This is a genomic window from Streptomyces sp. NPDC014734 (genome assembly GCF_043083325.1).
GTDB lineage: Bacteria > Actinomycetota > Actinomycetes > Streptomycetales > Streptomycetaceae > Streptomyces.
On the sequence record NZ_JBIBYN010000019.1, the window covers coordinates 1 to 12,227 of the forward strand.

Here is a 12,227-nt window from a genome sequence, read left to right on the forward strand (position 1 = left end):
AGCCTTTCAGCGCCGATGGTACTGCAGGGGGGACCCTGTGGGAGAGTAGGTCGCCGCCGGACTCCTTTTGTGGGAAAGCCCCGTGCCCTTGTGGCACGGGGCTTTTTCGCGTTCACAGGGCCTTTCCCCGGATGGGGAAGGGCCCTTTTTTGTTTCAGGCGGGGGTGCTCGGGTGAGTTACCTCTGCGGTCACGGGCGGGGCGTGCCGCGGACGCGCGGGAGGAAACGTGTTTGTGCAGGTCGGGGCGGTGGCGGCAGGATCGGTGGATGGAACATGTGATTCGGGTGGTGCGGGCCGATGAATGGCGTCGGGTGAAGGAGTTGCGGCTTGCCGCGCTGCGGGATCCGGTCGCCCCGGTGGCCTTTCTGGAGACGTACGAGCAGGGCGTGGCGTACTCCGACGCGTTCTGGCAGGACCGGGCGCTCGGCGGGTCCGAGGACGGGGGCGGCGAGGTGCGGCAGTTCGTCGCCGTGGCGCCCGACGGACGGTGGGACGGGAGCGTGACGGCGCTGATCGAGCGGCCGGACGCGGAGGTGCGGTTCGGCGAGGCGGCCGACGTCCACCAGGCACACGTGGTCGGTGTGTTCGTACGGCCGGAGGCGCGGGGCGCGGGTCTGGCCGAGGAACTGTTCCGGGCCGCGACCGGCTGGGCCTGGTCCTTGGGCGAGCCGCGGATCGAGAGGGTGCGGCTGTACGTCCACGAGGACAACCCGCGAGCGGCAGCGTTCTACCGGCGGATCGGGTTCGTACCCACCGGGGAGTCGGCGCCGGTCCCGGGGGATCCGTCGGCCCGGGAGATCGAGTACGCGGTGCGGAGGCCGGAACGGGAGCAGGTGGGCCGGAGCCGGGGCGGGAGCAACGGGCTGGAGTAAGGGGGCGGGGGAAGCCTGCTCGGTGACGGTGACGGTGACGGTGACGGTGTCGGCCGGGTGCCGACCACTTGTCACTGGGGGCCCGTGAGCTCCTGGCGCCAACGGGCGCGGGCCTGTTCACGGGAACGGAGAAGGGCAAGGGTGGGCAGGCCCATGGTGTGGCCGGTCGACAGCAGCTCCGGCAGCGCGGGGAGGGGCGCCACGGCGGCGACGTCGTCCAGCACGAGTGTCATTGGTGGGCCGAGCCGACCGTCAGTTGACCGTGCGGCCAAGCGGCGGCCGTGCTCGACCACGTGTGAGGCGAGCGCCGTGAGCAGGGGCATCGCTCCGGGGCCCGAACGGGGATCCTCGATCGGCTCACCCACCACGAAGAGAGTGCCCCCTTCGTCGATGAAAGATGCCAGCGCGAGTGAATCCGCGCGATTCGATGTGCAGGCGTTGCGGATGTGGACGGAGGAGAGCGCACCGAACGCCCGTACCGTCAGCTCCTGTGCCATCTCACGGCGTTCGGGGTGTGCGGTGAGAGCGGACTCCAGCAGGCCGGCGAGACCGGGCGCGGCCTTGGGGTGCGTACGGAGCAGACGCACCGGCTCGTGGGCGCTGCCGCCGAGGGCCCAGCGGTGGACCTGCCGGAAGGGCCGGCCGTCGACGGCGGCGGCGTGCAGCCAGCACTTCAGGAGCGTCTCCGCGGTGTCGGCCGTCGCCGCGTCCATACGGGCCTGTGGCCGTATCGGGGCCAGCAGTGCCCCGGCCCGGGCCGCGGCCGTGTCCGGGTCCTCGCACCCCGCGGTGGGGGACCAGCGGAGGCGGGCCGGGGTGTCGCAGAGGTGTCCCGGATCGTGGACGAGCACCGGGCCGAGCTTGGCCCGGGCGTCCTTCGTCTCGGCCCAGACCGTGGGGTCCGAGGTGATGACGAGCGCCGGGCCGCCGGCCTCCTGGATCGCCTGCACGACGGTGGGGCGACGGGTGGCGGGCGGCCCGTAGACGACGAGCGGGGCGGTGCCGGAGGAGGGCAACGCGGGGGCCTCCCCGGACGGCACGCGCTCCGCCGGAGACGGTACGGAAGCGGCGCCGGGACGAGGGGCCGGGGCAGTCTCGCGGTCGGGCCCGGGAACAGGTGCGGTAACGAGTGCGGAGGGGGCGGTGGTGGCCGGGGCGGGCCGCGCGGAGGACTGCGGTTCCGGTGCCGGTACGGATTCGACGGCGGCGGGCTCCGGGGCGGAGGTGTACCGCCCGGAGGGCTCGGGATCGGAGTAACGGGGCGTCGGCTCAGGGTGTTCCTGGGGCCTTTGGTGTTCCTGGTTCGGCCGTGTGGGTGTTCCGGGCCGTTGCCGGGGGTCGGGCTTCCGCCGGCGGGGCCGTGCGTCGGCGGCGGCGTCGGCCCCCGTCCCCGTCGCCGGATACGCACCGGGGTCCCCGTACCGTTCCTCGCGCATCCGTGCCCGCACCGCCCGCCAGCGGGTCACCACCCCCAGCACGAACACCGACAGCACCAACAGCACCATCAGCTCGCCGATGAACAGCCCCCAGAACAATCCGTAGCCGGAGAGCTGATCCGCCGGGGTGCTGGGCCAGGCTCCGGGGAGGTCGTGCGGGGTGGCGGCGAGCCGGCGCATCGCGGACGGGGTCTCGGTGAGGGTGACCCCGTCCGGCCAGGCGCCGTGCGCGAACAGGCCGGACAGGCCGGTTGCCGTCCACGCCAGGAGCGCCAGCCCGAGCAGAAAGGCAAGCAGGCCGATCAGCAGTCCGTCCGGGATGCCGCCGCCGCTGCCTCCGTTGCCGCCGCCGGTTCCGGTGCGTACCTCGCCGCGCCTTGCCATGTCATGCCACCGTTGACTCGGACGACTCGTTCAGCCGTTTCTGCCGCTCGATCTGTGCCGCGCGTTGCTCCGCCTCCAGATCGGCGGCGAGCATGTCGTCCGGGACGCTCTCGGCGGCGGACGACTCGGTCATCGCGCGGTCGGTGAAGACCAGGGGCCGTTCCGCCTCGGTGATCAGGTGTTTGACGACCTGAACGTTGCCGTTGACGTCCCAGACCGCGATTCCCGGGGTGAGGGTCGGGATGATCTCGACGGCCCATCGGGGCAGGCCGAGCACGCGGCCGGTCGCCCTGGCCTCGTCGGCCTTCTGGGCGTAGATCGTCCGCGTCGAGGCCATCTTGAGGATCGCCGCTGCCTCGCGGGCAGCCGCACCGTCGACGACGTCGCTGAGGTGGTGGACGACCGCCACGAACGACAGACCGAGCCGCCGCCCGAACTTCAGCAGGCGCTGGAAGAGCTGGGCCACGAAGGGTGAGTTGATGATGTGCCAGGCCTCCTCGACCAGGAAGATGCGCTTCTTCCGGTCGGGCCTGATCCAGGTGTGCTCCAGCCAGACGCCGACGATCGCCATCAGGATCGGCATCGCGATCGAGTTCCGGTCGATGTGCGAGAGGTCGAAGACGATCAGCGGGGCGTCGAGGTCGATGCCGACGGTCGTGGGCCCGTCGAACATGCCGCGCAGGTCACCGTCGACCAGTCGGTCCAGGACGAGGGCGACGTCCAGGCCCCAGGCCCGTACGTCGTCTATGTCGACGTTCATCGCCTCGGCGGACTCGGGTTCCGGGTGGCGGAGCTGCTCGACGATGTCGGTGAGGACCGGCTGCCGGTCGGTGATCGTCTCGTTCACGTACGCGTGGGCGACCTTGAGCGCGAAGCCGGACCGCTCGTCCAGGCCGTGCCCCATCGCCACTTCGATGATCGTGCGGAGCAGTGCGAGCTGACCGGTCGTGGTGATCGAGGGGTCGAGCGGGTTGAGCCGGATGCCGCCGTTCAGTGCCGCGGTCGGGTCGAGACGGATCGGGGTGAGCCCGAGCTCCTGCGCGATGAGGTTCCACTCGCCGACACCGTCCTCGCCCTGTGCGTCCAGGACGACGACCTGTCGGTCGCGGAAGCGGAGCTGGCGGAGCACATACGTCTTCTCCAGCGCCGACTTTCCGTTGCCGGACTCGCCCAGCACCAGCCAGTGCGGGGCGGGCAGTTGTTGTCCGTACAACTGGAACGGGTCGTAGATGTAGCCCTTGCCGGAGTACACCTCACGTCCGATGATCACACCGGAGTCACCGAGGCCGGGGGCCGCGGTGGGCAGGTAGACGGCCTGGGCCTGTCCCGTCGACGTACGGACGGGCAGCCTCGTCGTCTCCACCTTCCCGAAGAGGAAGGCGGTGAAGGCGTCCGACAGTGCGGACAGCGGATCTCGCATGGCGTGACCGACCTCCCTCTCGGTTCTCTCGGTCTTCTCGGTCTGCTCGGTTTGCGGAGCGGCCGGAGTGTGTCCGGGCTCTCGGTGCTCGGTGCTCGGTGCTTGTCGTGTGGTGCTTGGTGTTCGTCGGGTGGTGCGGGTGTTCTTTCCGGGTGTTCCGTTCCGCGGTCAGCGCCGGATGCCGGTGGCGAACGGCAGGGTGTTCACGAAGGCGCGGTGGTGCTCGCGGTCGCACCACTCCAGCTTGAGGTACGACTTTCCGGCGGAGGCGCGGATCGTCCGCTTGTCGCGGGCGAGTGCCTCGGGCGACCGCGAGGACACGGTGATGTACCCCACGAGGTTCACCCCGGCCGCGCCGCTCGCGAGGTCCTCGCCCCGCTGGTCGAGCCGGCCGTGCGCGGCGATGTCGCGCGGGTCGACGGTGCGGTTCATCTTGGCCTGACGGCTGGCCTCGGCCTCGTCGTTGGTCTTCTCGGTGAGCATCCGCTCGATGGCGATCTCGGTGGGTTCGAGGTCCATGCAGACCGCGACCGTACGGATCACATCGGGTGTGTGGACGAGGAGCGGGGCCAGGAAGTTGACGCCGACGGGTGTCATCGGCCACTCCTTCACCCAGGCCGTCGAGTGACACCAGGGGGCGCGGGTGGCCGACTCGCGGGTCTTGGCCTGGAGGAACGTCGGCTCCATCGCGTCCAGTTCGGCCGGCCAGGCGTTGCGCTTCGTCATGGCCTGGATGTGGTCGATCGGGTGGTCCGGGTCGTACATGGAGTGCACGAGGGAGGCGAGCCGACTCTGGCCGAGCGGCTGGCGCACCCGGATGTCGGCCTCGGCGAGACGGGCGCAGATGTCGGTGAGCTCGCGTGCCATGACGACGGCGAGACCGGCGTCCCGGTCGAGTTTCCGGCCGGCCTCCGGGCGGGCGGCACGGGCCATGGCGTTGGCCTCGGCGGCGAGCTCGCGGGTGTAGTGCATGCAGGCGACGAGGTAGGCGCGGTGCTGCTCGCTGGAGGTGGAGACCATGGACTGGAGTTGCTCGTACGAGTCCTGCAGCCAGGGCGGGGAGGTCTTGTCGCCGCGCTGGGCGACGTCCTTGGCGTGCGCGTCGGGGTCGGCGGGGAGGGTACGGGCCAGCATCTGGATGCGGGTCACGAAGCCGTCCCCGTTGGCGACGTGCTTCAGCAGGGTGCCGAAGCGGTCGACGAGTGCCTCCTGGTCCTCGCTGTCACGGAGACCGACGCCGGGGCCCTCGATCTCGATGGCGGCGGTGACGGTGCGGCGGTCGGCGTGCAGGAGCACGGCGATCTCGTCCGGGCCGAAGGGGGCGGCGAGCCAGTTGATCCGGCCGATGCCGGGCGGCGGGCCGATCTCGACCTCGCGCCCGTCGGCGCGGATGCCGGCCTCCATGGCCCCGGAACGGTAGGCCGTGCCGCGGCGCAGGGAGCGCTTGTAGCTGCGGTTGATCTCGAACCACTTGTAGAAGGTGCGCTGCTTGTACGGGACGTACACGATCGCCAGGGCCAGGAGGGGGAAGCCCACCAGCAGCATGATCCGCGGGCCCAGGTACGGGACGGCCAGCCCGCTCATCATGCCGAGGAACGCACCGGCGATGATCAGCGCGATCTCTCCGGTCTCGCGGTTCTTGCCGACGATCGCGTTCGGCCGGGCCCGGCCGATGAGATACGTACGGCGGGGCGCGATCGTGTGGGACGGAGTCGTCAACGCGCTCCACCTCCCGTGCTGTTGTTACCTGTGCTGCCTGGTCCGCGGCCGGTGCGGCTGCTGTGGGGGGTGCCCGAGGTGGGGCTCGATCCGCTGCGCGGCGACGGCGTGGCGGGGGACCCGCCTCCGGAGCCCCGCGAGCCGTGCGCGGCGACGCCGCCGCTGACCGGGTTGGCGGGCCTGGCTCCGCTGCTGCCGCCTCCGTCGTTCTGACCGTTGCGGCCGCTGTGGGTCTTGATGCCCTGGGAGACCAGTGCGGCGGGGGAGCTGATCATCGCGGCGGCCTGCGAGCCGTCCGTGGCCTGCTTGCGGTTGGTGCGCGCGCCCTGGATCTCGTCGCCGAAGCCGGGGACGAAGCGGTAGATCATCGCGGAGGCGAAGATCGCGAGGAGGATGATGGCGAGGCCGGACACGACGGCGGAGAACGCGTTCGGTCCGTCGTCCTGGGAGAGCGCACCGGCCAGTGCGAGCACGATGACGATGACGGGCTTCACCATGATCACCGCGATCATGATGCCTGCCCAGCGGCGGACGTGCCCCCACATGTTCTTGTCGACGAGCCCGGCGTAGACGACCGTGCCGAGAAGGGCGCCGACGTAGAGCAGGGCGGCCCGGATGACCAGCTCCAGCCAGAGGACGCCCGCGGCGAGGATCGACACCAGCGAGACGACGATCAGCATGATCGGTCCGCCGCCGATGTCGGAGCCCTTCTTGAGGGCCTCGGCGAACGATCCGAAGAACACGTCGGTCTGCCCGCCCGAGGACGTGGCGATGATCTCGGTGACGCCGTCGGTGGCGGAGACGACGGTGTAGAGGATCAGCGGGGTGAAGGCCGAGGCGAGGACCGTCAGCCACAGGAAGCCGATGGCCTCGGAGATGGCGGTGGTCAGGGGGACGCCGCGGATCGCGCGCTTGGCGACGGCGAGCAGCCACAGGACGAGCGTCAGGACGGTCGAGGCGGCGAAGACGATCGCGTACTGCTGGAGGAACTTGGTGTTCGTGAAGTCGACGTTGGCGGTGCTCTTCACGGCCTCGCTGAGCTTGTCGACGATCCACGCGGCGGCGTCGGCGCACCCCCTGGCGAGGGAGGTGAGGGGGTCGAGGGAGTCGTTGAGGCCGGAGCCGCCGCCCTCGGGCGGGCGGGAGACGGCGGCGTCGCCGTTCTCGCAGATCTCCTTGGCCCGTCCGAAGATGAGGTCGCACGAGCTGTTGCTCGGGGTGGGCGAGGGCGTGGGTGTGGTGGGGGCGGGGGTGCCCGAAGGAGAGGGCTCCGCGAGAGCCGGTGAGGCCAGCAGGAACAGCGTGGTCGGCAGGGCGCTCAGGACCGCGGCGACGGAACGCGCGCGTGTGCGTCGGCTATCGGGCATAGGTGAAGCCTCCGTATCCCTTGACCGCGTCGGCGATCTCGTCCGCGGTCGAGGCGCGGTTGTCGCCGTTGACGGGTGTGGGGCCCTGGGTCTGGCTCGACGACTGGATCTTCCAGTCGCCGCCGATCCACTTGAGCTTCTCCGTCACCGTGAACCACGACGCGGCGACGGGCTTGGTGGAGTCCTGCCCGGCCAGCCCGACGAGCCCCGTGCACCAGACCTCGACGGTGGCCGTGTCGCCGCTGTGCTCGACCGTCTTCGTGCCGACGGGGATCGTCCGGGAGACGAAGGTCAGGCCGTCGGGTGCGGTGCCGTCCGCGTTGAGTCCGATGTTCTGGAGGAAACCCGGCGAGTACGCCTTCGCCAGGCCGGTCAGCAGGCTCTCCACGACGGCGGGGTCGTGGGTGGCTTGGACAATGGTCCGGCGGGTGTCCGCGCCGAACATCTCGATGGATCCCAGCGCCACCGCGAAGTTGGAGGCCGCGCTCTGCGCCCCCTGCTCGTCGTGGGCGAACCCCGAGGGAAGGGAGCCGTTCTTCTCCGTGACCGGCTTCGTCCCCGTGGCCGCGGTGGACGACGAGTCCGGTTTGCCGCCGGCCTTCCCCGGTGCGCCGCCGCCACCCCGGTCGTCCCCGCCCATGTTCGCGAACGCGATAGCCCCGAAGAGAAGGACGACCACGCCGACCACCATGACGAGGGAGCGGGAGGTGCGGGCGGGGCGGCGGACGCCGCCGTAACCGTCGCCCTCGCCGTCGGGAAGGCGGGTACGGGTCTGGCGCGTCCCCCCGATGGTGCTGTAGGGATCATCGGTACGGCCCGGGCCGCCGCCGTATCCGCGCTCGTCGTCGGGACTCATGCCTCGTGCGCTCCCTCAGCCGTTTCCTCTGCCGTTGCCTGAATCAGGTAGTACGACGGTAGCCGTGCGGGCTCCCGCGCGGGCGCGGTGTGGTGACTCGACATCAGGGAGACGCAACCTCTGCCGGTGGGCACGACGGACGGATGGTGGAGGAGTGGCGGACGGGGGAAGTGGGCGGCGGAGCCGCCCCCGGCGCGGGGGGGGGGGGGGGGGGGGGCGGGGCCGGCCCCCCCCCCCCCCCCCCCCCCCCGGCCGGTCGATCGACTTTCGGGCTGTCGGTCGACTGCCGGGCTGTCGGTCGGCCGATTGGCTGTCGTACTGCCGGGCTGTCGGACTTTCCGACTGTCGGTCTGTCAGTCGGGTGGCGGGTCCGCGCCTTGACGGGTCAGCGGGTCGGTAGGTCGGCGAACGGTGGGTCAGCGGATCGGTGAGTCAGCGGGCCGTGGGTCGGCGGGTCGGCGGGGCCACGGAGTCAGACGGCCATCCCGTAGACGATGGTGAACAAGGTCCCCAGCGATCCGATGATGAACACACCGGTGAGGCCGGCGACGATCAGCCCCTTGCCCTGTTCCGCGCTGAACGTGTCGCGCAGTGCCGTGGCGCCGATGCGCTGCTTCGCCGCACCCCAGACCGCGATGCCGAGGCAGAGCAGGATGGCAATGGCCATGACGACCTCGATCATCACGCGGGCCTCGTTGCCCAGGGTCCCGAACGGCCCCCAGTTCGGGGCGATTCCGCCGATGATGGTGGTGATGTCGCCCTTCTCAGCTGCCAGGATCATGTAAGTCACCGCCCCTGTTGGGTAGTTCGATGCCCCTGTCGCACGACACGGGTCGCCCTCTATCTTCGCTGATGAAACTGCTTTCGCACGACGGCTTGACAGCTCTCTTTACCCGGATCTCGCACGTGTGACCGGTCTGACCATCCGACCGGCGGATCGAATCGGTGTATGGGCGAACGCGTGCGGTCACTCTGTGTATCACGGAGCGTGACCTCGGGCAATGACTGTCCTCGCGTCAGACCGGCCGAGACCTTGTGGGGCGCGGCCGGTGCAGCTTCCGGTGCCGTCGCCGGTCACAGCAGAGGGTGACGGCGGACCGGTGGGCGGGGAGGCGTCGTCCAGGTCGGTGGTGGCCGGAAATCGCACCAGGTGCCGTCGAAGGGAAACGTTCCGGCCTCGGCGAGTCGGGCGACCGCGCGGCCCTCGTCCCGGATGGCCGACGCCTCGGCGGCCGTCCAGTAGGCGGGGTGACCGGTCTTCTCGGCGAAGGACCGTTCGTCCTTCCACCGCCAGCTCCGGTCCGGTGCCACGTTGATGTCGAGTTCGTGGTCGACGATGTCGATGTCGTCACCGCGGTGGACCCGGTTCTCCAGATTTACGTACCAGCCGCGGAATCTCCCCCGGCGGCCGAACAGCCAGAGCACCGAGTGCGCCGCGTCGGCCGGTTGGTGGAACAGCGCGCTTCCCATCGGCCACCGGTCGGCGACCAGCGGGTATCCGTCGGCCGGCCGCTCGTGCGGCGCGATGTCCCGCAGATGCGCCCCGCGCGGGAGCTTCGTGCGCCACATGGGCGTGCCGGTCTCCATCCACACCAACTGGCCCGCCTCGGTGCGCTCGACGAGGCGGACGGGTACCGAGGCGCTCAGGTGGCCGCCGATGAAGAAGTTCCAGCGGAGTATCCGGCCCGGGTCGTCGTCCATGTCGCTGATCATGCCCACGACGGAGTGGGAGGACACGCGGTGAGATGTCGGCAGCGGGCGCGCGGCCGGCGCTCGGCGGGCGCATGACGGGGCGTCGGGGCGGGGTGGGCGGTGAGTGAGGGAGCGCTACCGGTGCGCGCGTGACGGGGCGTCGGGGATGGCCGTGCCGCGGTTCCGGGCGGTTCCGTGCGGTTTCGCGATTCGTGGTCGTGCCGCGGTTCGTGGCGGTCCTGCGGTTCGGGGCCGTGCCGCGGTTCGTGGTCGTGCCGCGGTCATGTGCCCGCCGCGTGTCCGGCGGGGCACTCCCGCGGGTGGCCGCCGTTCCGCGTCGGCGTCAGTTCCGGATGGGCGCGTCCGCCTCGTCCGGGTCCTCGATGAAGTGGTCGAACTCGCCGGCCCGTACGCCCTCGGCGAAGGCGTCCCACTTGACGCGGGTGGTGGTGACGATGTTGGCGGGATCGCCGGTCTCGCGGAGGTGGACGAGTTCGTCCGGGCCGAAGGCGATCTCGATCCAGGGGCCGGGCCCCTCGTCCCCCTCGGCGGCGGCACGGATCCAGGTCAGATCGGTGGGGATGTCAGTCATGGACGGGCTCTCCTCGAAGGCGCGCACGGGGCGGTCCGGGCGGTGGGGTGATGGGGGGCGGGATGGCGGTGGGGTGGTACGCGGTACCGGCCAGGTCGCAGGGCCCGGCGAGCCGGACGGGCCGGGGCGGGGGCTGCCGCATGTGCGTGGGACTCTCCCCCCGCGCGGGACGTACTCCCCGCGCGGGACGTACTCCCCGCGCGGGACTCGCCCCCTGCGGGACGAGGACTCCTGCGGGACGAGGGCTCCTGCACGCACGAGGACTCCTGCACGCACGAGGACTCCTGCACGCACGAGGGCGTCTGCGCGGCGCGAGGGCGTCTGCGCGGACGAGGATTTCCGCGCGGTACGAAGACGTCTGCCGTGGGCCCGTCACCGTCACGGTCCCTTCAGAGGCTCCGGGCGAGGGCGTGCACCAGGTCGCGCGACTCGGTCGCGTCCAGCGCCAGGTACTCCAGGCGGTCCAGGATCTCGCGGTACTCGCCCAGTTCGGCCTCCCCGTCCAGGAGGGCGATGCCGTGTGCCTGATCCAGTTGCACGGTGTCGAGCTGGGGCACGGGGCCGTGGATGTAGGACACCGGCTGACCGGTCCCCGGGAATCCGCCGGCCGCGAACGGGATGATCCGGATCGTGACGTTGTCGCGTTCGCTCATGGCCAACAGGTGTGTCAACTGCTGCTTGGCCACCGCCGGCCCGCCGAACAGCATGCGCAGGGCGGCCTCGTGGACGACCGAGCGGTAGGGCGCCGGCTGCTCGCGGAAGACGACGCTCTGGCGCTTGATGCGGAAGGACAGGCGGTGCTCGACGTCCGGGGGCGGAAGGGCGGGGACGGCCTGCCGGATGACCTCGCGGGCGTGGTCCGTGGTCTGGAGCAGGCCCGGCAGACCGGAGGTGTGCGAGGTGCGCAGCGCCGTTCCGTGGTGCTCCAGTTCGGCGAGGTCCAGCAACTCGGTGGGGAGGATCTCCCGGTACTCCTCCCACCAGCCGCGCCTGCGGTCGCCGGTCATCGCGGCCAGGGCGTTGACCAACGCGCCGTCCGCGCAGGCGTAGTGGCGGGAGAGCGTGCGTACCCGCTCGGCGCTGACGCCGTATCGCCCCGCTTCGATATTGCTGATGCGGGCCTGGTTGCCACCGAGGAGCCGCGCGGCCTCGGTCGCCGTGATGCCGGCGCGTTCGCGCAACTTGCGGAGCTCCGCCCCCAGTCGCCGACGACGGGCGGTCGGTGCGGTGCTGGACGCCATCACGTTCTCCCCGGCTCGGTCACCCTTACGAGGGTATCTGTCATGCAATTCATGAAATTCATGGAATCTATTCCATGTCGGGTCCTAGTGTGTGACTCAGGCCACCGGCCCGGAAGTACCCCGCTCGACGGAGCGGCCTCGTCACCGGGCAACCCGAAGCACACCTTCCCACTTCCCTCCGTGAACGGAGACCTCCATGGCCAGTGCCACGGTATCCCCGCCCTGGACGTACACCCTCCAACTTCCGCGGGATCCCCGCGCTCCCGGCGTGGCCCGCGCGATACTCCGTACGGTGCTGCGGGTGCACGGCATGGCTGAGCTCATCGAGATCGCCGAACTGCTGGCGAGCGAGATGGTCACCAATGCCTATCTGCACTCGTCGGGGCCGTATTCGCTGCGGCTGTGCGACGCCGGACGGAGTCGGATCAGACTGGGTGTACGGGACACCAGTCCGCACATTCCCGCTCCTTTCCGCCGGGTCGCCGATACCCCGACAGAGCTGGCGGAGCGGGGGCGTGGGCTGTACCTCGTGACGTTGTACGCGGAGAGCTGGGGCGCGGTTCCGTTGCGCCGAGGCCTGCCGGGCCGGGGCGGGAAGCTGCTCTGGGTGGAGTGTGCGGCCAAAACTCCCTGGTGACGAGGTGAGT

11 protein-coding genes are annotated in these 12,227 nt (G+C 70.8%); 2 read left to right on the forward strand and 9 right to left on the reverse strand.

Features of this window, described 5'->3' with window-relative positions:
• Positions 1-267: 267 nt before the first annotated feature.
• Complete coding sequence (locus ACF1CT_RS26315; protein ID WP_391786430.1) at positions 268-873, forward strand: GNAT family N-acetyltransferase; 606 nt, start codon at positions 268-270, stop codon at positions 871-873.
• A 71-nt stretch (positions 874-944) separates the two neighbouring features.
• Here the strand turns inward: ACF1CT_RS26315 and ACF1CT_RS26320 are convergent, their stop codons facing one another.
• The 9 genes from ACF1CT_RS26320 to ACF1CT_RS26360 form a co-directional block, all read right to left on the reverse strand.
• Entirely contained in the window at positions 945-2,693 is a 1,749-nt protein-coding gene (locus ACF1CT_RS26320; RefSeq protein ID WP_391786431.1) for a type VI secretion protein, read from the reverse strand.
• Position 2,694: 1 nt separating this feature from the next.
• Positions 2,695-4,113, reverse strand: coding sequence for an ATP-binding protein (locus ACF1CT_RS26325; protein ID WP_391786432.1), 1,419 nt, complete (start codon positions 4,111-4,113; stop codon positions 2,695-2,697).
• A 168-nt stretch (positions 4,114-4,281) separates the two neighbouring features.
• Entirely contained in the window at positions 4,282-5,832 is a 1,551-nt protein-coding gene (locus tag ACF1CT_RS26330; RefSeq protein WP_391786433.1) for an SCO6880 family protein, read from the reverse strand.
• Positions 5,829-7,199: a hypothetical protein gene (locus ACF1CT_RS26335; protein ID WP_391786434.1), complete on the reverse strand. Its 1,371-nt coding sequence runs from the start codon at positions 7,197-7,199 to the stop codon at positions 5,829-5,831. The genes ACF1CT_RS26330 and ACF1CT_RS26335 overlap by 4 nt, the downstream gene beginning before the upstream one ends.
• On the reverse strand, positions 7,189-8,055 hold the full coding sequence (locus tag ACF1CT_RS26340) for a hypothetical protein (RefSeq protein ID WP_391786435.1): 867 nt from the start codon (positions 8,053-8,055) through the stop codon (positions 7,189-7,191). Before ACF1CT_RS26340 ends, ACF1CT_RS26335 begins: the two co-directional genes overlap by 11 nt.
• Positions 8,056-8,527: 472 nt before the next feature.
• Entirely contained in the window at positions 8,528-8,836 is a 309-nt protein-coding gene (locus tag ACF1CT_RS26345) for a hypothetical protein (RefSeq protein ID WP_018101695.1), read from the reverse strand.
• Positions 8,837-9,129: 293 nt separating this feature from the next.
• A complete protein-coding gene (locus ACF1CT_RS26350; protein ID WP_391786602.1) occupies positions 9,130-9,768 on the reverse strand; it encodes a DUF402 domain-containing protein in 639 nt (212 codons plus the stop codon).
• Positions 9,769-10,090: 322 nt separating this feature from the next.
• Positions 10,091-10,339, reverse strand: coding sequence for a DUF397 domain-containing protein (locus ACF1CT_RS26355; RefSeq protein ID WP_391786436.1), 249 nt, complete (start codon positions 10,337-10,339; stop codon positions 10,091-10,093).
• 389 nt (positions 10,340-10,728) lie between these two features.
• Positions 10,729-11,580 (reverse strand): helix-turn-helix transcriptional regulator, encoded by an 852-nt coding sequence (locus ACF1CT_RS26360; RefSeq protein ID WP_391786437.1) that lies wholly within the window; start codon positions 11,578-11,580, stop codon positions 10,729-10,731.
• Positions 11,581-11,776: 196 nt separating this feature from the next.
• Here ACF1CT_RS26360 and ACF1CT_RS26365 point away from each other — a divergent pair, with 196 nt between their 5' ends.
• Positions 11,777-12,217 carry an ATP-binding protein gene (locus tag ACF1CT_RS26365; RefSeq protein WP_391786438.1) on the forward strand — a complete coding sequence of 147 codons (441 nt, stop codon included), beginning with the start codon at positions 11,777-11,779 and terminating at the stop codon, positions 12,215-12,217.
• Positions 12,218-12,227: the final 10 nt, after the last annotated feature.